The sequence below is a fragment of the Streptomyces sp. NPDC052040 genome, assembly GCF_044548405.1.
Lineage (GTDB): Bacteria > Actinomycetota > Actinomycetes > Streptomycetales > Streptomycetaceae > Streptomyces.
In genome coordinates, this window is record NZ_JBIUBV010000012.1 from 34482 (window position 1) to 59967 (window position 25486).

At 71.9% G+C, this 25486-nt stretch carries 20 protein-coding genes; 9 read left to right on the forward strand and 11 right to left on the reverse strand.

Going from position 1 to position 25486, the window contains the following annotated elements; all coding sequences use genetic code 11:
• Positions 1 to 795, reverse strand: coding sequence for a carbon-nitrogen family hydrolase (locus ACIHAA_RS22695; RefSeq protein WP_399819939.1), 795 nt, complete (start codon positions 793 to 795; stop codon positions 1 to 3).
• Between the two features lie 178 nt (positions 796 to 973).
• On the opposite strand from ACIHAA_RS22695, the gene ACIHAA_RS22700 reads away from it, so the two are divergent.
• Complete coding sequence (locus ACIHAA_RS22700) at positions 974 to 1798, forward strand: maleylpyruvate isomerase family mycothiol-dependent enzyme (RefSeq protein WP_399819941.1); 825 nt, start codon at positions 974 to 976, stop codon at positions 1796 to 1798.
• A gap of 168 nt (positions 1799 to 1966) precedes the next feature.
• On the opposite strand, the gene ACIHAA_RS22705 is transcribed toward ACIHAA_RS22700, so the two are convergent.
• Complete coding sequence (locus ACIHAA_RS22705; RefSeq protein WP_399819943.1) at positions 1967 to 2461, reverse strand: LURP-one-related/scramblase family protein; 495 nt, start codon at positions 2459 to 2461, stop codon at positions 1967 to 1969.
• A gap of 164 nt (positions 2462 to 2625) precedes the next feature.
• Between ACIHAA_RS22705 and ACIHAA_RS22710 the strand changes: the two genes are divergently transcribed.
• On the forward strand, positions 2626 to 4479 hold the full coding sequence (locus ACIHAA_RS22710) for a thioredoxin-like domain-containing protein (protein WP_399819946.1): 1854 nt from the start codon (positions 2626 to 2628) through the stop codon (positions 4477 to 4479).
• On the opposite strand, the gene ACIHAA_RS22715 is transcribed toward ACIHAA_RS22710, so the two are convergent.
• From ACIHAA_RS22715 to ACIHAA_RS22725, 3 genes are all read right to left on the reverse strand, one after another.
• The gene (locus ACIHAA_RS22715; protein WP_399819949.1) at positions 4467 to 4700 is read right to left on the reverse strand and encodes a DUF6458 family protein; all 234 of its coding nucleotides are present in this window, start codon (positions 4698 to 4700) and stop codon (positions 4467 to 4469) included. The genes ACIHAA_RS22710 and ACIHAA_RS22715 overlap by 13 nt on opposite strands.
• A gap of 161 nt (positions 4701 to 4861) precedes the next feature.
• The gene (locus tag ACIHAA_RS22720) at positions 4862 to 6160 is read right to left on the reverse strand and encodes a M18 family aminopeptidase (RefSeq protein ID WP_399819951.1); all 1299 of its coding nucleotides are present in this window, start codon (positions 6158 to 6160) and stop codon (positions 4862 to 4864) included.
• A gap of 131 nt (positions 6161 to 6291) precedes the next feature.
• The gene (locus tag ACIHAA_RS22725) at positions 6292 to 8118 is read right to left on the reverse strand and encodes an acyl-CoA dehydrogenase (protein ID WP_399820198.1); all 1827 of its coding nucleotides are present in this window, start codon (positions 8116 to 8118) and stop codon (positions 6292 to 6294) included.
• 145 nt (positions 8119 to 8263) lie between these two features.
• Here ACIHAA_RS22725 and ACIHAA_RS22730 point away from each other — a divergent pair, with 145 nt between their 5' ends.
• From ACIHAA_RS22730 to ACIHAA_RS22740, 3 genes are all read left to right on the forward strand, one after another.
• Complete coding sequence (locus ACIHAA_RS22730) at positions 8264 to 8755, forward strand: SseB family protein (protein ID WP_399819953.1); 492 nt, start codon at positions 8264 to 8266, stop codon at positions 8753 to 8755.
• Positions 8756 to 8883: 128 nt separating this feature from the next.
• Positions 8884 to 9864, forward strand: coding sequence for a pirin family protein (locus ACIHAA_RS22735; protein ID WP_399819955.1), 981 nt, complete (start codon positions 8884 to 8886; stop codon positions 9862 to 9864).
• Positions 9865 to 9972: 108 nt separating this feature from the next.
• On the forward strand, positions 9973 to 11040 hold the full coding sequence (locus ACIHAA_RS22740) for an AI-2E family transporter (RefSeq protein ID WP_399819957.1): 1068 nt from the start codon (positions 9973 to 9975) through the stop codon (positions 11038 to 11040).
• 33 nt (positions 11041 to 11073) lie between these two features.
• Here the strand turns inward: ACIHAA_RS22740 and ACIHAA_RS22745 are convergent, their stop codons facing one another.
• A complete protein-coding gene (locus ACIHAA_RS22745; protein WP_399819959.1) occupies positions 11074 to 13206 on the reverse strand; it encodes a SpoIIE family protein phosphatase in 2133 nt (710 codons plus the stop codon).
• Between the two features lie 235 nt (positions 13207 to 13441).
• On the opposite strand from ACIHAA_RS22745, the gene aspS reads away from it, so the two are divergent.
• Positions 13442 to 15205, forward strand: a complete 1764-nt coding sequence (aspS, locus tag ACIHAA_RS22750; RefSeq protein ID WP_399819961.1) for an aspartate--tRNA ligase — start codon at positions 13442 to 13444, stop codon at positions 15203 to 15205.
• Between the two features lie 95 nt (positions 15206 to 15300).
• On the opposite strand, the gene metG is transcribed toward aspS, so the two are convergent.
• The 5 genes from metG to ACIHAA_RS22775 form a co-directional block, all read right to left on the reverse strand.
• Positions 15301 to 17016 carry a methionine--tRNA ligase gene (gene metG / locus ACIHAA_RS22755; RefSeq protein ID WP_399819963.1) on the reverse strand — a complete coding sequence of 572 codons (1716 nt, stop codon included), beginning with the start codon at positions 17014 to 17016 and terminating at the stop codon, positions 15301 to 15303.
• A gap of 175 nt (positions 17017 to 17191) precedes the next feature.
• Entirely contained in the window at positions 17192 to 18994 is a 1803-nt protein-coding gene (locus tag ACIHAA_RS22760; RefSeq protein WP_399819966.1) for a VWA domain-containing protein, read from the reverse strand.
• A 252-nt stretch (positions 18995 to 19246) separates the two neighbouring features.
• Positions 19247 to 19705 carry a hypothetical protein gene (locus ACIHAA_RS22765; protein WP_399819968.1) on the reverse strand — a complete coding sequence of 153 codons (459 nt, stop codon included), beginning with the start codon at positions 19703 to 19705 and terminating at the stop codon, positions 19247 to 19249.
• Positions 19706 to 19820: 115 nt separating this feature from the next.
• Positions 19821 to 20723 (reverse strand): hypothetical protein, encoded by a 903-nt coding sequence (locus ACIHAA_RS22770; protein WP_399819970.1) that lies wholly within the window; start codon positions 20721 to 20723, stop codon positions 19821 to 19823.
• Positions 20724 to 21278: 555 nt separating this feature from the next.
• On the reverse strand, positions 21279 to 21749 hold the full coding sequence (locus tag ACIHAA_RS22775; protein WP_399819973.1) for a hypothetical protein: 471 nt from the start codon (positions 21747 to 21749) through the stop codon (positions 21279 to 21281).
• A 122-nt stretch (positions 21750 to 21871) separates the two neighbouring features.
• On the opposite strand from ACIHAA_RS22775, the gene ACIHAA_RS22780 reads away from it, so the two are divergent.
• From ACIHAA_RS22780 to ACIHAA_RS22790, 3 genes are all read left to right on the forward strand, one after another.
• Positions 21872 to 22507, forward strand: coding sequence for an NAD(P)-dependent oxidoreductase (locus tag ACIHAA_RS22780; RefSeq protein ID WP_399819975.1), 636 nt, complete (start codon positions 21872 to 21874; stop codon positions 22505 to 22507).
• 171 nt (positions 22508 to 22678) lie between these two features.
• A complete protein-coding gene (locus tag ACIHAA_RS22785) occupies positions 22679 to 23842 on the forward strand; it encodes a PP2C family protein-serine/threonine phosphatase (RefSeq protein WP_399820200.1) in 1164 nt (387 codons plus the stop codon).
• A 136-nt stretch (positions 23843 to 23978) separates the two neighbouring features.
• On the forward strand, positions 23979 to 25466 hold the full coding sequence (locus tag ACIHAA_RS22790) for a hypothetical protein (RefSeq protein WP_399819977.1): 1488 nt from the start codon (positions 23979 to 23981) through the stop codon (positions 25464 to 25466).
• Positions 25467 to 25486 lie beyond the last annotated feature (20 nt).

The following is a 25486-nucleotide window of genomic DNA, read 5'->3' on the forward strand; positions in this document are numbered from 1 at the left end:
TCAGCGCCGGGGGCGGTCCAGGCCCAGAACACGGTCCTTCAGGGCCGGGAACTGCTCCCGGGTGGCCGCGACCCTCCCCGCGTCGAACTCCACCGTCAGGATCTCCTCGTCGGGACCGGCCTCCGCGAGGACCTCGCCCCACGGATCCACCACGATCGAGTGACCCGCCTGTGGAACTCCCGCGTGCGTCCCGGCCGTTCCACAGGCAAGGACGTACGCCTGGTTCTCGACCGCCCGCGCCTGGGCCAGCAGCGTCCAGTGGGACCGGCGGCGCTCCGGCCAGCCCGCCGGGACCACCAGCGTCTCGGCCCCCGCGGCCACGAGCGAGCGGAACAGCTCGGGGAAGCGGAGGTCGTAGCAGGTGGCCAGCCCGATGGTGGTCTCCGGCAGACGCACCGTCACCAGCTCGCTGCCCGCGCCCATCAGCACGGCCTCGCCCTCGTCGAAGCCGAAGCGGTGGATTTTGCGGTAGACGGCGGCCAGTTCACCGGAAGGGGAGAAGATGAGAGACGTGTTGTAGAGGGGGCCCTCGGGATCGCGCTCGGGGATCGAGCCCGCGTGCAGCCAGACGCCCGCGTCGCCCGCGGCTTTCGCCATCGCCTCATGGGTGGGCCCGTCGAGCGGTTCGGCCTCGGTCCCGAAGTCCTCGTAAGCGAAGGCGCCGGTGCTCCACAGCTCCGGCAGCACCACGAGATCCGCTCCGGCTTGGTCCCGTACCAGGGAGGCGGCCCGTCGGCGACGTGCCGCTACCGATTCGTCCTTGTCCACCCGCATCTGAATCAGGGAGGCGCGCACACTACCACCGTCCTGGCATTCGATCCTGCTCTTCAGGCCTACGATCGTCACACGAAAGCACTGCCGGGGTGCCTCTCAGCAGCGTAACTTAACGTTCCACGACACCCGCCGTCAGTCGCCTCCCGTCGACACAGCTGTTCAACCGCCCGTGCACCGACCGCCCGAGGGGTCCCGTTCCGTGAGTCTGCATCCCACCCTCCAGCCCTACGCCGACGCCTGGACCCACTCCATCGAAGCGATATCCGGGCTGGTGGGGTCACTCGTGGAAGGCGAGTGGAACCGGCGGACACCCTGCCCCGGCTGGTCGGTGCGGGACGTGGTCTCCCATGTCATCGGCATGGACTGCGAGATGCTCGGCGACCCCCGGCCGATCCACACCCTCCCGCGCGACCTGTTCCATGTGACGAACGAGCATCAGCGCTACACGGAGATGCAGGTCGATGTGCGCCGCCACCATACGGCGCCGGAGATGACCTCCGAGCTGGAGTACACGGTCATCCGCCGCAACCGCCAGCTGCGGAACGAGTCGCGGGACCCGGGCACCACGGTGCGGGGACCGTTCGGCAGCGAGCAGACCCTTGAGGAGGCCATGCGCTACCGGGCGTTCGACCTCTGGGTGCACGAGCAGGACCTCCGGGCGGCGCTGGGGCAGCCGGGGAACCTGGACTCGCCGGGTGCGCTCATCGCCCGGGACGAGCTGCTGGCCGCGCTGCCCGCCGTGGTGGCGGAGGGAGCCGGGGCACCGGCCGGTTCGGCGGTCGTCCTCGACGTCCACGGACCCGTGGAGTTCCTGCGCACGGTCCGGATCGACGCGGAGGGGCGCGGCTCGGTCGACGGCACGCCCTCGCTGGGCCCGGCGGTGTCGCTCACGCTGGACTGGGAGACCTATGTCCGCCTGGCCTGCGGCCGCGTCACCGCGGACCTGGTGGCGGACCGCATCAAGGCCGAGGGCGACCCGGAGCTGACAGCGGCGATCCTGCTGGCGTTCGCGGTCACCAGGTAGCGGCCCGGGCGGCCCGGGCGGCCCGGTGGCCCGGCGCCCCGGCGGCCCGAGGGACCGGGCGGTCCGGGAATCCCGGGGCCCGGCCGGTGTGCGGCGCCCGACCGGTTGCGGCGCCCGGCCGGTGTGCAGCGCCCGGGCCGTGGGGCCCCGCGGGTTCCGTGGGGCGGCTCAGTCCTCCTCCCGCTCCTTGTCCGCCAGGTGGATCACACAGACGGCCACCGCGATCAGCAGGGTCGGATCCGCGTCCTCGCGCACGATGTCCACGCCGTAGGTCTCGCGGAGGGTCAGCCAGCGGCGGGAGATCTGCGCCAGCAGCTCCTCGTCGTACTCGATGGCGAACTCGCGGTCGAGGATCTTGCCGCTGACGTCGAGTTCCGTGCCGTCCGCCAGGGCGACGCGGTAGTGGTTGCGCAGCAGGGAAAGGCGTTTGCGCCTGATCTTGGCCAGCACTTCGCCGTCGCGCTCGATGACCATCGTGTCGCGCAGGGCGAACATCTTCTGATGGATGTCGATCAGGACCCGCCCCTGCGTGTCCTTCAGCTCGAAGGTGTCCCGCAGCCGCATCGCCTTGCCGTCGACCAGGAACACCTTGTTGCCGTGCTGGTCCTCGATCCAGTAGTCGTCGCCGATGCCGAGGAGCCGGTCCCGCACAAGGAATCTCATACGTGAAGGACTTCCCCCCTGACCGTTCCGAAACGCCGCCCGTACGCCGAGGGGCTGAGGTGTTTCCGGGCCGCCGTCCTCCCGTGGCACGGAACCGCTTCCCACGGTCACCGGGTTGTCCACAGGCTTCCCGGGCCGCCGCGCACAGGTGGCACCCTTGAGCCATGAACGACTCCACTCCGCGTCGCGTCCGTGTCCGTGCCCCCGAGCTGATCGGCAAGGGCGGCTGGCTGAACACGGGCGGTGAGCAGTACAGCCTCGCCGATCTGCGGGGACGTGTCGTCATCCTCGATTTCTGGACGTTCTGCTGCATCAACTGCCTGCACGTCCTGGACGAGCTGCGCGAGCTGGAGGAGAAGCACCGCGACACCGTGGTGATCATCGGCGTGCACTCCCCGAAGTTCGTCCACGAGGCGGAGCACCAGGCGGTGGTGGACGCCGTCGAGCGGTACGGGGTGGAGCACCCGGTCCTCGACGACCCGGAGCTGGCCACCTGGAAGCAGTACGCGGTCCGCGCCTGGCCCACCCTCGTGGTCATCGACCCGGAGGGGTATGTGGTCGCCCAGCACGCGGGCGAGGGCCATGCCCATGCGATAGCGCGGCTCGTCGAGGAGCTGGAGCAGGAGCACGCGGCCAAGGGCACCCTGCGCCGCGGCGACGGCCCCTATGTGGCGCCGGAGCCGGAGCCCACCACCCTCCGCTTCCCGGGCAAGGCGCTGCTGCTGCCCTCCGGCACCTTCCTGGTCAGCGACACCACCCGGCACCAGCTGGTGGAACTGGCTGCGGACGGCGAGACGGTGGTGCGGCGGATCGGCTCGGGCCTGCGGGGCTTCCTGGACGGCCCGGCCGACGCGGCGGCGTTCAGCGAGCCGCAGGGCCTGGCACTGCTGGACGAGGGCACGGTGGTCGTCGCCGACACGGTGAACCACGCGCTGCGCCGCCTGGACCTGGCCACCGGCGAGGTCGGCACACTGGCGGGCACCGGTGCCCAGTGGTGGCAGGGCTCCCCGACGTCCGGCCCGGCCCGGGAGGTGGACCTCTCCTCGCCGTGGGACGTGGCGGTCTTCGGCGGCCGGGTGTGGATCGCCATGGCGGGCGTGCACCAGCTGTGGGCGTACGACCCGGACACCGCCACGGTCGAGGTGGCGGCGGGCACCACCAACGAGGGGCTGGTGGACGGCCCGGGAGCACAGGCATGGTTCGCGCAGCCCTCGGGTCTCGCGGTGTCCGCCGACGGGGAGCGGCTGTGGCTCGCGGACTCCGAGACGAGCGCCCTGCGCTGGGTGGACCGCCGGGGCGCGGTCCATACGGCGGTCGGCACGGGGCTGTTCGACTTCGGGCACCGCGACGGCGCGGCCGGACAGGCGCTGCTCCAGCACCCGTTGGGCGTGACCGCGCTGCCGGACGGTTCGGTGGCGGTCAGCGACACCTACAACCATGCGCTGCGGCGGTACGACCCGGCGACGGACGAGGTGACCACCCTGGCGACGGATCTGCGGGAGCCCTCGGACGCGGTGCTGGCGGGTGAGGACATCGTGGTGGTGGAGTCCGCCCGCCACCGGCTGACCCGGCTGCGGCTGCCCGAGGAGGCGGTCCGGGTCGACGCGGTCGCCCACCGCACCCGGCGCGCGGCGACGGAGGTGGCGCCCGGGGGGCTCCGGCTGGACGTGGTCTTCCAGGCTCCGGCGGGACAGAAGCTGGACACGCGCTACGGTCCCTCGACCCGTCTGCTGGTCTCCTCGACCCCGCCCGGGCTGCTGCTCAAGGGCGAGGGGGCCGGCACGGACCTGGCACGCGACCTGGAGCTGAACCCGTCCGTGTCCGAGGGTGTCCTGCATGTCTCGGCGATGGCCGCGTCCTGCGACGACGACCCGGCGAACGAGTATCCGGCGTGCCACGTCCACCAGCAGGACTGGGGTGTCCCGGTCCGGGTCACGGACGGTGGGGCGGCCCGGCTTCCGCTGGTGCTGGCGGGCATGGACGCGGAGGAGGAGCAGGTGTCCGGTCAGATGCCGTAGCCGTCGCCGGGGCGGTGCCGTTCCTCTTCGACGACGGGGGTGGGCGGCACCACGACCCGCCTGCGGCGGTAGATGCTGCTGAAGGTGGCGAGCCCGATCAGACCGGCGATCATGCATATGAAGCCGACCAGGTGAACGTTGACGCCCTGCATGTGCCAGTCGGTCGCGAACGCGAGGATGGCCCCCACGGCGATCAGGATGACGCATCCTCCCAGGCCCATGAGCCCTGCCCTCCCAGTGGGTCCGGTCCTTCCGGCCCGCAACCCGGGTACCCGGGAAGGCGGCGGCCATGCCGGGGGATCCCACGGACGACCGAGCCCCGGTCACGGCCGCTGCGACGGTCGGGACCGCTGTACCGGGCCGGGGCGCAGGTCCGGCGGCGTCAGCCCTCCAGGAATGCCGTCAGTGCGTTCGCCAGCAGGTGGGGGTCGTCGGCGGCGCAGAGTTCGCGGGCGCTGTGCATCGAGAGGATCGCCGCGCCGATGTCGACCGTCTTGATGCCGTGGCGGGCCGCCGTGATGGGGCCGATGGTCGTGCCGCAGGGCATGGCGTTGTTGGACACGAAGGACTGGAAGGGGACGTCCGCCTTCTCGCACGCCACGGCGAAGATCGCGCGGCCCGAACCGTCCGTGGCGTAGCGGTTGTTGACGTTCACCTTGAGGATGGGGCCGCCGCCCGCGCGGGGGTGGTGGGTCGGGTCGTGCCGCTCCGGGTAGTTGGGGTGGACGGCGTGCCCGGTGTCGGAGGACAGGCAGACCGAGCCGGCGAAGGCCCGGGCGCGGTCCTCGTAGGTGCCGCCGCGGGCGAAGACCGAGCGTTCCAGGACGGAGCCGAGCAGCGGGCCGTCGGCGCCGGTGTCGGACTGGGAGCCGTTCTCCTCGTGGTCGAAGGCGGCGAACACGGGGATGCAGGAGGGGCCGGTGGCGGAGCCGGCGACGGCCGCGAGGGCCGCGGTGGCCGCGTGCACGGAGAGCAGGTTGTCCATCCGGGGGCCCGCGACCAGCTCCTTGTCCCGGCCCAGATAGGCGGGCGGCTCGACGGAGTGGGTCATCAGGTCCCAGCCCGTGACCTCGCCCGCGGACAGGCTCAGCTCCTGCTCCAGGAAGGCGATGAGATCGCCGTCGCGCACCTCGTCGCCCAGGCCCCAGATGGGTTGCAGATGGCGCTGCTTGTCGAGCTTCAGCCCCTCCGAGGAGACCGAGCGGTCCAGGTGCACGGCCAGCTGGGGCACGCGCAGCAGCGGTCTGTCGACGTTCACCAGGCGGGTGGAGCCGTCGCGCAGGGTGAGCCGGCCCGACAGGCCGAGGTCGCGGTCCAGCCAGGAGTTGAGCAGCGGGCCGCCGTAGATCTCGACCGCGATCTGGCGCCAGCCGTGGCCGCCGCTGTCCGGCCGCGGCTTGACCCGCAGGTTCGGGGAGTCGGTGTGCGCGCCCACGATCCGGAAGGGGGTGTGCGCGTCGGCGCCCTCGGGGACGTACCAGGCGATGATCGCACCCCCGCGGAGCACATACTTGCCGCCGCTGGTGGCGTCCCATGCCTCGGTCTCCGAGACCTGTCGGAATCCGGCCTTCTCCAGCCGCTCGGCGGCGTGCGCCACGGCGTGGTACGGCGACGGACTCGCCGCCAGGAAGGACATGAGGTCGTCGGTGTGTCCGCGGTCGAAGCGAGGGCTTGTGCTCATGGGTTCACCTTAACGACGGGCGAGGGCCCGCTCCCGGTGGTCGGGAGCGGGCCCTCGTAAGGAGGATGTGGAGGTTGGCGGGCGCCCGGCGGACCGACCGGTCCGGCTGCGACGCCCGCAAACCGGGTGGACTAGAACGCGGCCTCGTCCAGGTCCATCAGGTCCAGGTCCACGCCCTCGGCGATCCTGCGGGCCAGGGTGAGGCCGGGCAGGACGTTGGCCGCGAAGAACTTCGCCGCCGCGATCTTGCCGGTGTAGAAGGCGCGGTCCCTGGCGGAGGCCGTCTCGAGCTTCTCGGCGGCGATCGCGGCGCCCTTCAGCAGCAGGTAGCCGACGATCACGTCACCGGAGGCCAGCAGCAGGCGGGAGGTGTTCAGACCCACCTTGTAGATCTGCTTGGCGTCCTCCGCGGCGGCCGCGAGGTCGGTCAGCATCAGGCCGACGATCGCCTCCAGCTCCACGGCGGCCTTGGCCAGGTGCTCGCGGGCGCCCGCCAGCTCCTCACCGCCGGTGCCGATGGCCAGGAACTTCTTGATGTCCTCGGCGAGCGAGTTCAGCGCGGCGCCCTGGTTGCGGACGATCTTCCGGAAGAAGAAGTCCTGGCCCTGGATCGCGGTGGTGCCCTCGTAGAGGGTGTCGATCTTGGCGTCGCGGATGTACTGCTCGATCGGGTACTCCTGGAGGAAGCCCGACCCGCCGAACGTCTGGAGCGACTGGGCGAGCTGCTCGTAGCCCTTCTCGGAGCCGTAGCCCTTGACGATGGGCAGCAGCAGGTCGTTGAGGGCGTGCTCGGCGGAGACGTCCTCGCCGTTCGCCTCCTTGACCGCGATCGCGTCCTGGACGGAGGCGGTGTAGAGGACGAGCGCGCGCATGCCCTCCGCGTACGCCTTCTGCGTCATCAGCGAGCGGCGCACATCGGGGTGGTGCGTGATGGTGACCTTGGGCGCGGTCTTGTCCATGAAGTTGGCCAGATCCGGACCCTGGACGCGCTCCTTGGCGTACTCCAGGGCGTTCAGGTAGCCGGTGGACAGGGTGGAGATCGCCTTCGTGCCGACCATCATGCGGGCGAACTCGATGATCCGGAACATCTGGCGGATGCCGTCGTGCCGGTCGCCGATCAGCCAGCCCTTGGCGGGGTGGCGGTCGCCGAAGGTCATCTCGCAGGTGTTGGAGGCCTTCAGGCCCATCTTGTGCTCGACGTTGGTGGCGTAGACGCCGTTGCGCTCGCCCAGCTCACCGGTCTCGAAGTCGAAGTGGTACTTCGGGACGAGGAAGAGGGACAGGCCCTTGGTGCCGGGACCGGCACCCTCGGGGCGGGCGAGGACGTAGTGGAGGATGTTCTCCTCCATGTCGTGCTCACCGGAGGTGATGAAGCGCTTCACGCCCTCGATGTGCCAGGAGCCGTCCTCCTGCTGGACGGCCTTGGTGCGGCCCGCGCCGACGTCCGAACCGGCGTCCGGCTCGGTGAGGACCATGGTGGAGCCCCAGGTCCTGTCGACGGCTATCTGGGCCCACTTCTTCTGCTCCTCGGTGCCCTCCTCGAAGAGGATGCGGGCGAACGCCGGGCCGGAGGAGTACATCCAGACCGCGGGGTTCGCGCCGAGGATCAGCTCCGCGTACGCCCAGATCAGGGACGGCGGGGCGGTGGTGCCGCCGATCTCCTCGGGCAGGCCGAGACGCCAGTACTCGGAGTCCATGAAGGCCTTGTAGCTCTTCTTGAAGGACGCGGGGACGGGCGCGGTGTTCGTCTCGGGATCGAAGACGGGCGGGTTGCGGTCGGCGTCCGCGAAGGACTCCGCCAGCTCGTTCTCCGAGAGACGGGTCAGCTCCTCGAGGACGCTCTTGGCCGTGTCCGTGTCCATCTCCGCGAACGGGCCGGTGCCGTACAGCTTGTCGCGGCCGAGCACCTCGAAGAGGTTGAACTCGATGTCGCGGAGATTCGACTTGTAGTGCCCCATGGCGACGGCTCCGTAGAGGAATTGGCGAGGCACTGGATCCTCGCGTCCGGGTGGTGCGTACTGACTAGTAGCTCCGATGATGCTACCCGTCGGTAATAAGAAGCAACCCCTCATGGGTCATATGTGGCCCACTACTCTTTGGGGCATGTACGGCTACCAGAACACGGGTGCGCAGCAGCAGTACGCCTCGCCGCAGCAGCAGATGCCGGGGCAGCAGATGCCGGGCGGCCAGATGCCCGGCGGATACGGCCAGCAGCCCCCGCTCTACCCCGAGCCGTCGCCGCCGTCGCTCGCGGACGCGGTCCGCGCGTTCACCACGGGGTCGATGTCCGCCGAGGACTTCCAGCAGATCTTCGCCACCTCCAAGGTGTACTGCCCGCGCGGTGACAACCCCGGTTTCCTGGCGCTGCACAACACCCAGCAGCCGGTGATCCCGATGTTCACCTCGCTCAAGGAGCTGCGGCGGTACGCGGGCAAGGAGTCGAAGTACTTCGTGATCACCGGGGCGGAGGTGATCGACCTGCTGCCGACGGGGTACGGGTGCGTGCTCGACATGGAGGGGGAGCACCGGATGGTGTTCGACGCGAAGGCGGTCGAGCAGATGGTGGAGTTCGCGATGCGCCGGATGTACGGGTAGGCGCCGTACGCGCGGACGTCGCCCGCTGCCGCACGGAAGCCCGGAGGGAATGCCCTCCGGGCTTTCTGCGTTACGGCTGGCAGAAAGTTCAACAGTCAACTAAAGTGGGAGCACAAGGAGGTACCGACATGCCTGCAGTGACCGTCGAGAACCCGCTGACCCTGCCCCGTGTGGCCGCGTCCGCCGACGCGGTGTCCCGTCCCGTGCTCGGTGTCACGACCGCGCCCAGCGGCTTCGAGGGCGAGGGCTTCCCGGTCCGCCGCGCGTTCGCCGGGATCCACTACCGCCACCTCGACCCGTTCATCATGATGGACCAGATGGGCGAGGTGGAGTACGCGCCGGGCGAGCCGAAGGGCACCCCCTGGCACCCCCACCGGGGCTTCGAGACCGTCACCTACATCATCGACGGCGTCTTCGACCACCAGGACTCCCACGGCGGTGGCGGCACCATCACCAACGGCGACACCCAGTGGATGACCGCGGGCTCGGGCCTGCTGCACATCGAGGCCCCGCCGGAGTCGCTCGTCGTGTCCGGCGGCCTCTTCCACGGCATCCAGCTCTGGGTCAACCTGCCGGCCAAGGACAAGATGATGGCCCCGCGCTACCAGGACATCCGCGGCGGCCAGGTCCAGCTGCTCACCACCCCCGACGGCGGCGCGCTGCTCCGCGTCATCGCCGGAGAGCTGGACGGCCACCAGGGCCCCGGCATCACCCACACGCCGATCACCCTGGTCCACGCCACCGTGGCACCGGGCGCGGAGGTCACCCTGCCCTGGCGGGAGGACTTCAACGGCCTCGCGTACGTCCTCGCCGGACGCGGCAGCGTCGGCGCGGAGCGGCGGCCGGTGCACCTCGGCCAGACCGCCGTGTTCGGCGCGGGCTCCTCGATCACCGTCCGCGCCGACGAGCGGCAGGACTCCCACACGCCGGACCTGGAGGTGATCCTGCTGGGCGGGGCGCCGATCCGGGAGCCCATGGCGCACTACGGACCGTTCGTGATGAACACCCGCGAAGAACTCCAGCAGGCCTTCGAGGACTTCCAGAAGGGGCGCCTCGGCTCCGTCCCCGCCGTGCACGGGATGACCGCGAGCGGACCGCAGGACGCCTGACCGGGGGGCAGGCGGAACGGCGGCACGGCGGCGGCACCGCGCCGCGGCGTTCACTCGGGCGGGCTGTCCGCACAGGACAGCCCGCCCCTCGCATGATCGGCTGGGAGGGTGCAGCTCCTTCCCGACCCCGTCCGCAGGCTCGCCGCGTGGTGCGCCGCGATCCTGCTGGTCGCCGGGGTCGTCTGGATCGTGATCCGGCTGTGCGCCCAGTTCCGTACCGCCGTGGTGCCGGTGCTGCTCGCGCTGCTCGGCACCGCGCTCCTCGGGCCGCTGCACCGGCGGCTGGTGCGGGCCGGGGTCCACCGCTCCCTCGCCGCCGGGATCACCTGCGTCGCCGTGGTGGTCGTGGTCGGCGGCGCCGTCTACATCGTCGTCGGCGCGCTGGTGGACACCGGCGACCAGATCCTGGCCTCGCTGAAGCGGGCCGCGACATCGCTCGCGGGGTACTTCGGGGCGGCCGGCACCTCCCTGGACGATCTCACCACCAACTCCCGGGAGCTGATCTCCAAGTTCGGGGGCACCGCCGCCTCCAATGTGATCAGCGGGGTCAGCGTGGTGGCCGAGTACATCGCCATGGCCGTGCTCGCCCTGCTGCTCGTCTTCTTCTTCCTGCGCGACTCCCACCGGGTGGCCGACCAGGTCCGCTCGCTCGCCCCGGGCGGCACCGGCGACGCCGTGGAGGCGATGGCGCGCCGGGCCTTCGAGGCCGTCGAGGGCTTTATGCGGGGCACCACGGTCATCGCTCTCATCGACGCCTCGCTGACCACCATCGGGCTGCTGGTGCTGCGCGTGCCGGGGGCGATCGGCCTGGGCGCGCTGGTCTTCGTGGGCGCCTACATCCCCTACCTCGGGGCCTTCCTCTCCGGCGCGGTCGCGATCCTGGTCGCCCTCGCGGACCGCGGGCTGGTCATCGCCCTGTGGGCGCTCGGTGTGGTGGTCGCCGTGCAGGTGCTGGACGGGCATGTGCTCCAGCCGGTGGTGCAGAGCCGCACCGTGCGGATGCATCCGGCGGCGGTGCTGCTGGCGCTCACCGCGGGCGCGTCGGTCGCCGGGATCCTCGGCATGCTGCTGGCGGTGCCGCTGACCGCGGCGGCCTTCGGCGTCGGCCATGAACTGCGGGAACGCTACGGGCGGGACGGCCCGGAAGCGGCGGCGCGGGGGGAACCGCCCGCGTGAGGAGTGGGGAGAGCGAAGCGAGGGGCCGGGGGCTCACGGTGGTGGCTCGTGCAGTTCGAACCAGGTGCTCTTGCCCTGGCCCCGCGGTTCCACCCCCCAGGCGTCCGCGAGCAGTTCCGTGAGGAGCAGGCCCCGGCCGGAGGAGGCCAGTTCGCCGGGGTGGCGCAGATGGGGCAGGTCGTCCCCGGCGTCGGCGACCTCCACCCGCATCCGCCGCCCGCCAGGGCCGTCGCTGTCGTTCCCGGCGGCGGACACCTCGGCGACGAGCAGGGCGTCCGTGTCGGTGTGCACCAGGACGTTCGTCAGCATCTCGGAGGCCAGCAGCTCGGCCGAGTCCACCTGGTCCGGGGAGGACCAGTCGTGCAGCAGTTCGCGCAGCTGCCGCCGGGCGCCGGAGACCCGTTCGGGCTCGGCCTGCGCGACCGTCAGCATCGTGCGCCGCACCGGCGCGGGGCGCCCGGCGCGGCCCCGCTCGTCCGTGCGGCTGAGCAGCAGCAGCGCGATGTCGTCCTCGCGGCGGTCGGTCAGCGGCCCGGTGGCATGGTGCGAGGAGGGCCCGTGGACGGCCTGGGCCAGGGCGTCGGCCAGCGCCTCCGCGTCCTCGTGGCGCTCCTCCATGATCTGCCGGATCCGCCGCCAGCCGGTGTCCAGATCGTGGCCGCCGGTCTCGATCAGCCCGTCCGTGCACAGCAGCATGGCCTCGCCCGGCTCCAGGACGAGCCGGGTGGTCGGATAGTCGACGTCGGGGTCGATCCCGAGTGGCATCCCGCCCGCGGTCGGCCGCATCAGCACCGTCCCGTCGGCCATGCGGACCGCGGGATCCGGGTGTCCGGCGCGGGCGATCTCCAGCGTGCCGCTCGCCGGGTCCACCTCGGCGTAGAGGCAGGTCGCGAAGCGCAGGTCGGTGCCCTCGGTGCCGTAGGTCATCCCGTGCAGGAAGCGGGAGGCGCGGGAGAGGACCGCGTCCGGGCGGTGGCCCTCACAGGCGTAGGCGCGCAGCGCTATCCGCAGCTGGCCCATGAGCCCGGCCGCGCGCACGTCGTGCCCCTGGACGTCGCCGATGACGAGCGCGAAGCGGCCGCCCGCCGTGCCGGAGGGGGCACCGGGCAGCTGGATCATGTCGTACCAGTCGCCGCCGACCTGGAGGCCGCCGCCGGTGGGTATGTAGCGCGCGGCCACGGTCATGCCCGGTATCCGCGGGCCCAGGGTCGGCAGCATCGAGCGCTGGAGCCCGTCGGTCAGCTCCCGTTCCGTCTCGGCGGCACCGGCCCGGGAGAGGGCCTGGGCGAGCATCCGGGCGACCGTGGTGAGCACCGAGCGCTCGTCGGGTGTGAAGGTGACCGGGTTCTTGAACGCCGCCATCCAGGCGCCCATCGTGCGTCCCGCCACGGTGAGCGGCAGAAAGGCCCAGGAGTGGCGGTTGAAGTGCTCGGCGAGCGGCCAGCACACCGGGTAGCGGCTGCGGTACTGGCGGGGCGAGGACAGATAGACGGCGCGGCCGGTGCGGACGACCTCGGCGGCGGGGTAGTCGGTGTCCAGCGACATCTGGGTGAAGGGTCCCTCGTCGCCGGGTTTCTGCCCGTAGTGGCCGACGACGGTCAGCCGGTCGGCCTCGGCCCCGAAGACCGCGAGGCCGTCCGGCGAGAAGCCGGGCATCGACAGCCCGGCCGCCACCCGCAGCACCTCCTCCGTGGACCGCGCCTCGGCCAGTGCCCGCCCCGCGTCCAGCAGGAACGCCTCCCGGGAGCGCCGCCAGTCGCCGGTGACGGGGGAGCGCGCGGCCCCGCCCGGGGGCTCGCCGACCTCCTGGAGGGTGCCGATCAGCCGGTACCTCCCGGACTTCGGGTCCACCGACGGCCTGGACCGGCTGCGGACGGTCCGGACCACCCGCCGCTGCTCGTCCATGATCCGCATCCGGACCTCGGCGAGGGTGCCCTCGGCCAGCGCGAGCTGGACGATCCCGTCGACCTCGTTCCAGTCCACCGGGTGGAAGCGGGCCCGGATGCCCGCCTCCGTGAGCCGCGTCGGCCGGGCGGGCAGTCCGACCAGCCGCGCGGCCTCGGCGTCCAGGGTGACCACCCCCGCGGCGGCGTCGTAGCGCCACAGGCCGGTCGCGAGAGCGGCCAGCAGCTCCCCCACGGCGGGCGGGGGCTCACCAGTGCGCATTGCCCCACTGTAAGAAGAGGTGATCGAACCATGCCACCGAAGGTGAAAATATGACGATTGCCGCGCCTCTGTGCATATCGCCTCCGGATGTCTTCGCGGAGCGTCGCCCCGTTATCGGGGGGAGGTGACGCCGGGGCGGCCGGTACCCTTGGTAGGTCCGGGCCGTGCCCGCCCGGAGGTGCCGGGGCGAGCGGCCCCGGGAAAGACCCGACCCGCGAAGACTGGATGAACGACGATGCATCGGTACAGGTCCCACACCTGCGGCGAGCTCCGCGCCTCTGACGTCGGCAGCGACGTCCGGCTGAGCGGCTGGCTGCACAATCGGCGCGACCTGGGCGGCATCCTCTTCATCGATCTGCGCGACCACTACGGCATCACGCAGCTCGTCGCCCGTCCCGGCACGCCCGCGTACGAGGCCCTCGACAAGGTCTCCAAGGAGTCGACCGTCCGCATCGACGGCAAGGTCGTCTCCCGCGGCACCGAGAACGTGAACCCGGACCTGCCGACCGGTGAGATCGAGGTCGAGGTGGGCGAGGTCGAGCTGCTCGGCGCGGCCGCCCCGCTCCCCTTCACGATCAACGCCGAGGACGGGGTGAACGAGGAGCGGCGCCTGGAGTACCGCTTCCTGGACCTGCGCCGCGAGCGCATGCACCGCAACATCATGCTGCGCACCGCCGTGATCTCCAGCATCCGCCACAAGATGGCGGCGATGGGCTTCAACGAGATGGCGACCCCGATCCTGAGCGCCACCTCCCCCGAGGGCGCCCGTGACTACGTGGTCCCCTCCCGGGTGCACCCCGGCCGCTTCTACGCGCTGCCGCAGGCCCCCCAGCAGTTCAAGCAGCTGCTGATGATCTCCGGTTTCGACCGCTACTTCCAGATCGCGCCCTGCTTCCGTGACGAGGACGCCCGCGCCGACCGTTCGCCGGGCGAGTTCTACCAGCTCGACGTCGAGATGAGCTTCGTCGAGCAGGAAGACGTCTTCCAGCCGATCGAGAAGCTGATGACGGAGATCTTCGAGGAGTTCGGCGGTGGCCGTCATGTCACCTCCCCCTTCCTGCGGATCCCGTTCCGCGAGGCCATGCTGAAGTACGGCTCCGACAAGCCGGATCTGCGCGCCAAGCTGGAGCTCGTCGACATCACGGACATCTTCGAGGGCTCGGAGTTCAAGGCCTTCGCGGGCAAGCACGTCCGCGCGCTGCCGGTGCCGGACGTCTCGGCGCAGCCCCGGAAGTTCTTCGACCAGCTCGGCGAGTACGCGGTGGAGCAGGGCGCCAAGGGCCTGGCCTGGGTGCGCGTCGGTGAGGACGGCTCGCTGACCGGCCCGATCGCCAAGTTCCTCACCGAGGAGAACGTCGCGGAGCTCACCAAGCGGCTCCAGCTGGCCGCCGGTCACGCGGTCTTCTTCGGCGCGGGCGAGTTCGACGAGGTCTCGAAGATCATGGGCGCGGTGCGGGTGGAGGCCGCCAAGCGGGCCGGCCACTTCGAGGACGGCGTCTTCCGCTTCTGCTGGATCGTCGACTTCCCGATGTACGAGAAGGACGAGGAGACCGGCCGGATCGACTTCTCGCACAACCCCTTCTCGATGCCGCAGGGCGGCCTGGAGGCGCTGGAGACCCAGGACCCGCTGGACATCCTGGGCTGGCAGTACGACATCGTCTGCAACGGCGTCGAGCTGTCCTCCGGCGCCATCCGGAACCATGAGCCGGAGATCATGCTCAAGGCCTTCGAGATCGCGGGCTACGACCGGGACACCGTCGAGGAGCAGTTCGCCGGTATGCTCCGCGCCTTCCGCTTCGGCGCCCCGCCGCACGGCGGGATCGCACCGGGCGTCGACCGCATGGTGATGCTGCTGGCCGACGAGCCGAACATCCGCGAGACGATCGCCTTCCCGCTCAACGGCAACGCCCAGGACCTGATGATGGGCGCCCCGACGGAGCTGGACGAGACGCGCCTGCGCGAGCTGCACCTGTCCGTCCGGAAGCCGCAGCCGAAGTAGGCGGTAAGTGCTTAGGCGGTAGGCAGTAACGACAGTGGCCCGGAACCGGTGAACGGTTCCGGGCCACTGTCGTAGGCACCATGAGCGTGTGGGTGTTACTCGGCCTCGCCGCCGAAGCGCTCCTTGTACGCGGCCAGGTCGTCGTCGGTCAGCTTGGCGAACAGCACCGGGGGCACCGTGAAGGGCGTCCCGGCCGGGACCGCGGTGAGGGACTTGGCCTCCTCCGGCGTCACCCAGGGAGCCGTGTCGTCCGCCAGGTCGAAGGCCGCGCGCATGGCCGCCGAGGACGTCGGGATGAAGGGCTCGGAGACCACCGCGTAGAGGTGGATCAGGTTCATCGCCGTGCGCAGGGTGAGGGCCGCGCCCTCCTTGTTGGTCTTGATCTCCAGCCAGGGGGCCTTCTCCTCCAGGTAGGAGTTCCCCGCCGACCACAGGGCGCGCAGCGCGGCCGCTGCCTTGCGGAACTGGATGGCCTCCATGTGCTCCTCGTACTCCGCGAGGAGACGCGCGATCTCCTCACCGAGCCGCACCTCGGCCTCGCCCGGCTCGCCGCCCTCCGGGACCGCGTCGCCGAAGCGCTTGCGGGAGAAGGACAGCACCCGGTTGACGAAGTTGCCCAGGGTGTCGGCGAGGTCCTTGTTCACCGTGGCCGTGAAGTGCTCCCAGGTGAAGGACGTGTCGTCCGACTCCGGAGCGTTCGCCATCATGAAGTAGCGCCAGTAGTCGGCGGGCAGGATCTCCAGCGCGTCGTGCGTGAAGACACCGCGCTTCTGCGAGGTGGAGAACTTTCCGCCGTAGTAGTTCAGCCAGTTGAAGGCCTTGATGACGTCGACCTTCTTCCACGGCGAGCGGGTGCCCAGCTGGGTCGCCGGGAACATCACGCTGTGGAAGGGGACGTTGTCCTTGCCCATGAACTGGGTGTAGTGGACGTCGGCGTCCGACTCCCACCACCAGGAGCGCCAGTCGCGGTTCTCGGGGTCCTGGTCCGCCCACTCCTTTGTCGCGCCGATGTACTCGATCGGGGCGTCGAACCAGACGTAGAAGACCTTGCCCTCGGCGGCCAGTTCGGGCCAGGTGTCGGCCGGGACCGGGACACCCCAGTCCAGGTCGCGGGTGATCGCCCGGTCGTGCAGGCCCTCGGTGAGCCACTTCCGGGCGATCGAGGAGGCCAGCACCGGCCAGTTGTCGGCGCGCTCGTCGACCCAGGCCTCCACCTCGCCCGCCAGCACCGACTGGAGCAGGAAGAGGTGCTTGGTCTCGCGGATCTCCAGGTCGCTGCTGCCGCTGATCGCGGAGCGCGCGTCGATCAGGTCCGTGGGGTCCAGGACGCGGGTGCAGTTCTCGCACTGGTCGCCGCGGGCCTTGTCGTAGCCGCAGTGCGGGCAGGTGCCGATGATGTAGCGGTCGGGCAGGAAGCGGCCGTCGGCGTTCGAGTACACCTGGCGGATGGACCGCTCCTCGATGAACCCGTTCGCCTTCAGCTCGCGGGCGATCTCCTGCGTGATCTCGCGGTTCTGCGGGGAGGAGCTGCGGCCGAAGTAGTCGAAGGCCAGGTTGAAGCCGTCGTACACCGCCTTCTGCGCGTCGTGCGCCTGGGCGCAGAACTGGTCGACCGGCACGCCCAGCTCCTTGGCCGCCAGCTCGGCGGGGGTGCCGTGCTCGTCGGTGGCGCAGATGTAGAGGACGTCGTGGCCGCGCTGGCGCAGATAGCGGGAGTAGACGTCCGCCGGGAGCATGGACCCCACCATGTTGCCCAGGTGCTTGATCCCGTTGATGTACGGAAGGGCGCTGGTGATGAGGTGTCGAGCCATCGCGGGCTGCTCCCAAGTCGCTACGTGGGGTGACGACCGGCAGTCTTCATGCCGTCCGTGTCGTCTACGAACCTTGAAATCGTAGCCGACATGGGTATGCCGCCCGCTTCCCGTTTTACGGGGTGAGAAGCGGGCGGCATATCCGGACGGATCGTCCGGCGGTCCGTGCGGGGTGCTACGGGCGCCAGTTCGCCAGGATGCCCTCGTAGACCTCGGCGTCCGTCAGCTCGCGCGGGGCCTCCCCGGCCAGGAAGTGGGCCGTGGTGTCCGTCTTCAGCTTGCGGAGGTAGTCGAAGGCCTTGTTCTCCGGGTCTCCGAAGGCGACGAAGGAGAAGAAGACACCGGGGTGGCTCTTGGCGGCGTCCGTGAGGGACTGGGTGGCCGGGGTCTTCGCGTCCGGCGCGCCGTCCGTCTGGAAGATCACCAGGGCGGGCAGCGAGGGGTCCGCGGACGCGTCGTGGTGACCGGTGACCGCCTCGACGGCCACGTGGTAGCTGGTACGGCCCATCCGGCCGAGGCCCGCGTGCAGGTCGTCGATCCGGTTCTCGTGCTCGGCGAGCGTCAGCTCCCCGGTGCCGTCCACCTCGGTGGAGAAGAAGACGACGTGCACCGCGGCCTCGGGGTCGAGGTGCACGGCGAGGGCGAGCGCCTGCTCACCGAGGGCCTGGGCGGAGCCGTCCTTGTAGTACGGCCGCATGGAGGCGGAGCGGTCCAGCACCAGATAGACCTTGGCGCGGGTGCCGGTGAGGCCGCGCTGGTCCAGGACACCCGCGGCGGCCTTGTAGGCGGCAGCCAGACCGGGGGCGCGCGACGTCAGTCCGTCGAGACCGAGGGCGGGGGTTCCGGCTTCTTCGGCCGCAGGTTCGGGTTCGGTCTCTGCTGCGGGTTCGGCCTCGGCTTCGGCTTCCGGTTCGGGTTCGGCTTCCGGTTCGGGTTCGGCTTCCGGTTCGGGTTCGGCCTCCGGTTCGGCTTCTGCTTCGGCGTCGGCCTCCGTTTCGGCTTCGGCGGTGATCGGCTCGGGCTGGGTGGGGGCCTCGGGGGCCGGTTCCGGGGTGGGCTCCGGTTCCGCGGCCGTGGGCTCGGGTTCCGGGGTGGGCTCGGGCGCTGCTTCCTGCGCGGGCTCGGGTTCCGGCTCCTGAGCGGGCTCGGGCTCCTGCGCGGGCTCCGCTTCCGCGGTCGTCGCCTCCGGGGTCGTAGGCTCCGCGGCCGTCGTCGGCTCAGGCTCCGGGGTGGCCTCGGTGGGGGCCGCTACGGGGGCTTCGGCCTGTGCGGGCTCCGGTTCCGGCTCCGCGGTGGGCTCGGTGGCTTCGACGGCTTCCGGCTCGGGGGTCCCGGTGGCCGCCTCGGCGGGCGTCTCGCTCTCGGACGCCACCTCCTCGGGCTGCTCCCCGGGCTCGGCCTCCGCTTCGGGCTCCGTCTCTACGGGTTCGGCCTGCGCCTCTGCCTCGACCTGCGCCTCTGCCTCGGCTTCCACCGGGGCGTCGGCCTCCACCTGCGCCTCGGGCTCGGCCTCCGCCACAGGCTCAGTCTCTGCCTCGGTGTCCGGCTCGGCGTCCGCAGGGGCATCGGGCTCGGCCTCCGCCACAGGCTCTGCCTCTGCTTCGGGCTCGGCCTCCGGCTCGGTGTCCGTAGGGGTCTCCGCCACGGGCTCCGGTTCCGGCTCCGATACCGATTCCGGTTCCGGCTTCTGGTCCGGAGTGGAGCGGTGTTCCTCCGTGGCCGTCGTGGCGGGGCCCTCGTTCGGGGTCGCCTGCCTCGGGACCGTCACCTGGTCGAACGCCGCCGACACCAGCTCGTGTTCGTCGTCCCGCCCGGTCGCCTGGGCCGGGACCTCCGGTGACGCCGGAGATTCGGTGACGACCGTGCCGGCCGCTGCCGATTCCGTGGTCGCCGTTGTCTCCCGCGAGGGCTCCTCCTCGGCGGTGCGACCCTTGCGTGAGCGGCCGAACGCATTCCGTAGGAGAGTGAGAATGCCCATGTGCGCAACCCTTCGCGTGAGTTGATGCCCGTCAATCCCTGGCCAGGACGGACACGTAAGGTTAGCTGCCGCAGGTGCTGATCTTGGGCAGGGTCCGGTCATCGGTAGCGCTGTTGTCAATACCGCGATCTCGCCGTTACCGGCCGTTCCACGGGCAACGCCCCTCGCGCCCCCGTCTCCTCCATGCCGAACGCCCCGCGGTGGGGCCCCCTCTCCGTGGAGGGGCCCCACCGCGGGGCGTGTGCCGGGCAGTCAGAGGCTGTCGCGCGGGCCCATCGAGGACCGGGGCATGCCTTCCGTGCGGCTCGACGTGACCAGGGACCAGATCACGAAGGCCCCTATGGCGATGGCGATGACCGACCAGACCGGCGCGTACGGCAGGAACATGAAGTACTCGACCATGTACAGGGCCGCCAGGCCCACGCCGACCGCCCGGGCCCAGTCGCGGCCCTGGAGCACTCCCCAGCCCGTGACCGCCACGAGGGCGCCGATGATCACATGGATCCAGCCCCAGGTGGTGAGGCTGAACCCGTACACATAGTTGCCGACGCGGGCGTAGATGTCGTTCAGGGCGATGCCCGCGATGCCGTTCAGCACGCCCAGGATGCCGCTGACCATCATCAGCACACCGGCGAACGCCGTGCCGCCGGTGGCCCAGGCCGTGTGCTTCGCGTGCGGGGTGGAGCTGGTGCGTGCGGTGTGCTGGACCATGGGGCCGCCTCCTCGGGACCTTGGGACCCTTCATCCGCAGGTTCCCCCCGGCTGAGGCGGCGCGCAGGATGATGTAGGCCGAATGGGTGGTCGTGGCCGCCGTGGACCCGATGGTTCAGGCCCGGACTTGCGTCGGCTCCTCGGTGGTGGTCACGGGCGTCGGGGACGTGGACGCCCGCCTGCGGCGCAGGTACAGGCCCGTGAGCCAGGCGCCCAGGGCGACCGCGAGGCCGACGCCCATCAGGACCCAGGAGACCAGGCGAAGCGTTTCGGTGAGCGCGTCGTAGACCGCGCCCGCCGCGGGGTGCGAGACGTCCGGCGGGAGGTCCGCCAGCGTCATCCTGCGGCCCACCGCGATGGCCACGGCGAGCAGCGCGGCGCCCAGGGCGGTGCCGAGGCCGGTCGCGAGGACCGCGCGGCGGCGCGAGACGGAGATGAGAATGCCGGTCAGCGCGAAGCAGGCGGAGGCGACGGGGAGCCAGACACCGGCGACTTCGAGCACGTGGAACCCCTTCCGGAGCTTTGTCAGGTCCTTCGACTGGAGGAGGGTGATCTCCGTATGGGCGACCGGGATGCGTCCCGCGAACGGGACGTGTTCGTCGGCGAGCTGCCGTTTGATCTGCTCGGTGGCGGGGGCGAGGTCGAGGGTGACGGGGTTGTCGTCGTCCTCGCGCAGCGCGCGCATCACCGCGTCGTGGGCGTTGAGGTTCGCGGTGTCCCAGGCGGAGCGGAAGGCATCGGTGCCGGTGAACGAGCGGACGGCGTCGTGCACAAAGGCGTGCACGGATCCCTGGAGGGGTGGCCCTACGTGCACTTCGCGCATGATGCCGTCGGTCACGGCGCTGGCGATCGCGTCCTGCACCTGGGCGTCGGAGGCGAGCGGGGCGGTGGTGGCGGCGTAGCGGGCGCTGTCCTCGACGCCGTACTTCGCCCACATGGCGAGAACGCCGAACGGCACCAGCAGGCATGCGAGGCAGACCAGCAGGGCGGACAGGGGGCTCCGGACACGTCGAGGCACGTCACCAGAGAAGCGCGTTCCCGCATCTCTGGCCAGCGATATGACTGCAAATGGGTGGATATGACAAGCCGATGGGAGCCCGACGGCAGCCCGAGCGGATCCCGCGGGGAGTCCGCGGGGAGTCCGCGGGGAACCCGCGGGGAGTCCGAGGGGGCCGATGGGCGGGATCCGGAGGCGGGGTACCGTCCGGTCCGCCCCGGGCCGGGGAGTTGGCCCTCTCCAGTGGAGGGTTCGTCCGAACGGGTGTTACCTGGTGGGTGGGAGAGGAACGGACGGCATCCGATGGGGAGCGGTCCGTGCGTCGGCCCGCCGTGTCCTCTCCCGTTCGCAGGGCTCCTCGACCGGCGCCGGGAGCGGCCACGTTCCGGGCGACGGGTGAGTGAGGGAGACGCATGAGGCCCCGGGCGCCCAGGCATGGGCCACCGCACCGGGGTCTCGTGCGCCAAGGGCGACGGACCTGGGCGCGACGCACCGACGCCGACGCGAAGTACACGTAGCCCGAACCGGAGACCGGCCGGTCGGCCAGGTCTCCGGCTCGGGCTTTTCGGCGCCGGGTCAGGTGATTCTGCGGCCCGCCGCGTCCTCATGGGTGTAGTAGCGGTAGAAGTTGAACGCGAACACCGCCACCGCGACCGCGAGCGAGACGCCCGTGGACCGCAGCACACTGTGCCCGGTCTGGCTGTACAGGAAGCCGAACGCGATACCGGCGAACGCCGCCCACAGCACCGCGTGCAGTTCGCGCCGCAGCAGCGGCGCCACCCGGTACAGCCCCGCGCAGAGCGCCGCGAACACCACGGCGCAGACGAAGCCGAACAGGATGTTCCAGCCGGTGATGGCACCGGCGTCACGGCGGTTGGCGGCGGCCCAGTAGCCGTAGACGAGTCCGAGGGCCACGGGGACCGCCAGCCGTCCCATCCGGTGTGCGCGGTGGTCGAAGAGGTCGGGCGGCCGGTAGCGGGTGACCGGTCCGCGGGCCGGGGTGACGGCTGTGCGCGAGGTGCCCGACGCGGGTGTCGCGTGAGTCATGAGCGCTCCTCTCCTCGTGTCGCCTCGCCCCCCGTACTCCCCCCGTACTCCAGGGCACACCTGGCCCGGGTGGCGGGCAAGTCGGGATGCGCGGGCCCCCGGGCCGTGTTTCGCTGGGCCTCATGAGGATCGTGCTGTTCGGCGCCACGGGCATGGTGGGCGTCCGGATCGCCGGGGAGGCGGTGCAGCGCGGCCACCGGGTCATGGCCGTGAGCCGCTCCGGGCGGTCGCCCGTGCCGGGGGTGACCGCCGCCGCGGCGGACGCCTCGGACCCGGCGAAGGTGACCTTCCTGGTGGCGGGCGCGGACGCGGTGGCGAGCGCCTGTGCGCCGCCGCGGGACGGCTCGGACCCCGAGGGTCCCTTCCTCGCCCTGAACCACGCCCTGGTCGAGGGGTTGCGCGCTGCCGAGGTGCGGCGCTTCGTCGTGGTCGGCGGCGCGGGCAGCCTGGAGGTCGCGCCCGGCCGGGAACTGTGCGACGAGCCCGGCTTCCCCGCGGCGGTCCGGCCCGAGGCGCTCGCCCACCGCGCGGCCCTGGAGTACTTCCGCACCCTCGACGACCTGGACTGGACCTATGTCTCGCCCGCCGCGGAGATCGCGCCCGGCGAACGCACGGGCGACTTCCGGGTGGACGGCGACCGGCTGCTCACCGGCGCGGACGGGGTCAGCCGGATCAGCGCGGAGGACTACGCGGTCGCGTTCGTCGACGAAGTCGAGCGGGGCGCCCATCCGCGCGCCCGTATCTCGGTCGCGTACTGACGAGGCGAAGGGCGGTGCCGGGTGCCCACCAGGCGACCACCCCACGAGGGCGAGCCCGTCCCCGGGGACGGGAGGCGGGTACCGAAGGCGCACCTGCCGTCCCGGTTCGACACGCTCTCCGGCACCCCGGCCGACCCGGAGCCCCCCGCCGCCGACGGCCCGCTCGGTCCCCTGCGCGGTCTGCTTCCCCGGCCCTCCGGCGCCGACCCCCTGGTGAGCGGACGGTCGCAGCTGCTGCGGGTGGGCGGGCGCAGCGTCGCCTGGCTGCCACCGCTCGTGCTGCTCTTCCTCATCGCCGTGGTCGACTGGGCCAGCGGCAGCAGCTTCCGCATCATCTCCTGGGTGGTGCTCGTCCCCAGCGTCGCCGCCGCGATCTGCGGACTGGGCGGCACGATCACCGCCGCCGTCCTCGCCGTGGTCATCTACGTGGTGGAGGACCGCGCCTGGCCGCACCAGTACCGCACCGGGCTGCCCGACTTCGTCCTCGTCGTCCTGGGCGGCGCGCTGGCGGTGCTGGTCTGCGCGGTGCGGCTGCGCGGGGAGCGGCGCATGCTGCACATGCAGGACATCGTGGAGACGACCCGCCGCGCGGTGCTGCGCCCGCTGCCGCCCGGCTGGGGCGGCCTGGACCATGCCGCGGTCTATCTGGCTGCCGACAGCGTCGCCCGGGTCGGCGGCGACTTCTACGACATCCAGCCCAGCCCCCTCGGCACCCGTGTGCTGCTCGGAGATGTCCAGGGCAAGGGCCTCGGCGCGGTCGCGGCCGCCTCCGCGCTGCTCGGCACCTTCCGTGAGGCGGCCTATCACGAACCGCTCCTCGACACCGTCGCCGACCGGCTGGAGACCCGGATGCGGCGGCACATCCGCTACGGCGCGGCGATCGGCCGGGACGAGGACGACCGCTTCGCGACCGCCGTGCTGCTGGGCTTCCCGCCCGCCGACCCCGGGCATGTGGAGTTCATCAACTTCGGGCACGAACCGGCGCTGGTGGTCACCCCCGGCGGGATCCGGGCCCTGCCGCCCGGCGGACGGCTGCCGCTGGGCTTCGGCGACCTGGGCGGGCGGCCGCCCGGCGCGGTACGGGCCCCGCTGGCCCCCGGCGAGACGCTGCTGCTGGTCACGGACGGGGTGTCCGAGGCCCGGGACACCGCCGGACGCTTCTTCCCGCTGCTCGACCGGCTGACCCGCGCGGTGGCCGCGGACCCGGGCACCGCCGAGCCCGGCCGTCTGGTGCGGCTGGTCCGCGACGGCACGCTGCGCCACTGCCGGGGACGCCTCGGCGACGACACGACGATCTTCGCGTTGCGGCGGCCGCGGCCGCCCGGCGAACCATGAGCCGCGGCCCCGCCCGAAGCATCACCCCGCTGCCGCACAAGCCGGTCCATAGCCGGGCGTTTGTTCTCACTCCGTCGCAGCTTTGCAGGCGCAGCCGTTACCGTGCTGCCGTACGTGATCGATCGGGGAGGGAACGATGCCCGGAACCGTGCTGTTGCTCGCGGCCTCACCTGCGGGCAGGGGGTGCCTGGTGGACGCGGCCTCCGTGCTCCCGGTGCTCGCGGCCGTGGCCCCGCCGGTGCTGTCCGGTACGGACACGGCCAACGTGGTCGAACTCGCCGACCCGTTGGAGCCGCAGGCCGTCCTCACCCGGCTGCGGGCCGCCGCGGCGGTGCCCGGACCGCTGACGCTGTTCCTCGCCGGGCAGCTCCAGCTCGACCGGCGCGAGCACCTGCCCCATCTGGCGCTGGCTCGGACCACTCCGGCGACCGTGCGCTACACGGCTTTCCCCTGGCACTGGATCGGCGAGGAGCTGCGGCTGCGGCCACCGGGCACGACGACGGTGTTCGCGGATCTGCACGCGGACGCGGAGAGCTGGCGGCTGCTGCGGGCCCGGCCCCTGGACTGCGGCCGGTCCGTCCTCCTCTACGGCCGTGTCGCCCCGCCCCCTCCCCGCCGTGCGCTGGGGGCACCGGCGTACATGAAGGCCGTGGCGACGATCCTGCGCAGTGGGCACCGCCCCGACCCGGCCACCCTCCACCACGAGGCCCTCACCCGGACCCTCGGCGAGACGGGCACCGCGCCGGGCCCGGAGGCGGACATCATCCTGGCCCCCGTTCCGAACTACGCCGCCCCGCCCGGCCTTTGGCCCACCCCGCCCCCGGGACACACCCCCCACCCCGACCCGCAGCCTCACTCCGGCTCCGGTCCTACGGCCCCACCGCCGTACCCCGAGCACCCCGCCGCCGTACGCGAGATCCCGGCCCCGCCACAGACCGAGCACCCCACCGCCGTAGGCGAGTTGCCCGCTCCGCCGTACCCCGAGCCCCCCACCGCCGTACGCGAGATCCCCGCTCCGCCGCACCCGCCCGCCGTCGTGTTCGCGGCCCCGGCCCCGCCACCCCCGGCACCGGAACCCAGCCCGCGCCCGCGCCCGGAACCCAGCCCCAACTCCAACCCGGAACCGGCACCCGGCGCGAGCCCGAGCCCGGCACCCGCACCGGCACCAACCCCCACCCCCACCCCCCTCCCCGACCCGCACGCCGCGCTCGCCGTCGCTGTGCAGGAGGGCAGGCACACGGAGGCCGCCGCGCTCGCCCTGTGGTGGGAGCGGGTCGCGCAGCGGGAGCACGGCGCGGGTTCGGAGGAGGTGCTGCACTGGATGGAGGTCCGGGCCGACCTGGCGATGCTCGCGGGCGACCCCGGCGTCAGCTGTGCGGCCTGGCTGGCGGTCGCCGCGGCCCGGCTCGCCGCCGGGCAGCCGCCCGGGGATCCGGCGGTGGAGGCGGCCGTGGACCGGGCGCACCACCAGTGGGGCCGGATGGCCGACACGGCCCGGGCCTGCGAACTGGGCCCGGAACTGGTCGAGTTGCGGGAACGGGTGCCGGGCCGCCGCGAAGGCGCCCTGCACCACGTCCGGGAGCACCTGCGCCGCCTGGAGACCGGTCTTCAGCCCCAGCCGTGACGATCCGCCCACGCGGCGGG

What these genes read in the sequence shown, in the direction of transcription:
- aspS (WP_399819961.1), top strand. Translation starts at nt 13,442, where the DNA reads ATGCATCGGTACAGGTCCCACACCTGCGGCGAGCTCCGCGCCTCTGAC.
- ACIHAA_RS22725 (WP_399820198.1), bottom strand. Translation starts at nt 8,118, where the DNA reads ATGGGGCACTACAAGTCGAATCTCCGCGACATCGAGTTCAACCTCTTC.
- ACIHAA_RS22765 (WP_399819968.1), bottom strand. Translation starts at nt 19,705, where the DNA reads ATGGTCCAGCACACCGCACGCACCAGCTCCACCCCGCACGCGAAGCAC.
- ACIHAA_RS22780 (WP_399819975.1), top strand. Translation starts at nt 21,872, where the DNA reads ATGAGGATCGTGCTGTTCGGCGCCACGGGCATGGTGGGCGTCCGGATC.
- ACIHAA_RS22790 (WP_399819977.1), top strand. Translation starts at nt 23,979, where the DNA reads ATGCCCGGAACCGTGCTGTTGCTCGCGGCCTCACCTGCGGGCAGGGGG.
- ACIHAA_RS22760 (WP_399819966.1), bottom strand. Translation starts at nt 18,994, where the DNA reads ATGGGCATTCTCACTCTCCTACGGAATGCGTTCGGCCGCTCACGCAAG.
- ACIHAA_RS22730 (WP_399819953.1), top strand. Translation starts at nt 8,264, where the DNA reads ATGTACGGCTACCAGAACACGGGTGCGCAGCAGCAGTACGCCTCGCCG.
- ACIHAA_RS22710 (WP_399819946.1), top strand. Translation starts at nt 2,626, where the DNA reads ATGAACGACTCCACTCCGCGTCGCGTCCGTGTCCGTGCCCCCGAGCTG.
- ACIHAA_RS22735 (WP_399819955.1), top strand. Translation starts at nt 8,884, where the DNA reads ATGCCTGCAGTGACCGTCGAGAACCCGCTGACCCTGCCCCGTGTGGCC.
- metG (WP_399819963.1), bottom strand. Translation starts at nt 17,016, where the DNA reads ATGGCTCGACACCTCATCACCAGCGCCCTTCCGTACATCAACGGGATC.
- ACIHAA_RS22720 (WP_399819951.1), bottom strand. Translation starts at nt 6,160, where the DNA reads ATGAGCACAAGCCCTCGCTTCGACCGCGGACACACCGACGACCTCATG.
- ACIHAA_RS22775 (WP_399819973.1), bottom strand. Translation starts at nt 21,749, where the DNA reads ATGACTCACGCGACACCCGCGTCGGGCACCTCGCGCACAGCCGTCACC.
- ACIHAA_RS22705 (WP_399819943.1), bottom strand. Translation starts at nt 2,461, where the DNA reads ATGAGATTCCTTGTGCGGGACCGGCTCCTCGGCATCGGCGACGACTAC.
- ACIHAA_RS22745 (WP_399819959.1), bottom strand. Translation starts at nt 13,206, where the DNA reads ATGCGCACTGGTGAGCCCCCGCCCGCCGTGGGGGAGCTGCTGGCCGCT.
- ACIHAA_RS22715 (WP_399819949.1), bottom strand. Translation starts at nt 4,700, where the DNA reads ATGGGCCTGGGAGGATGCGTCATCCTGATCGCCGTGGGGGCCATCCTC.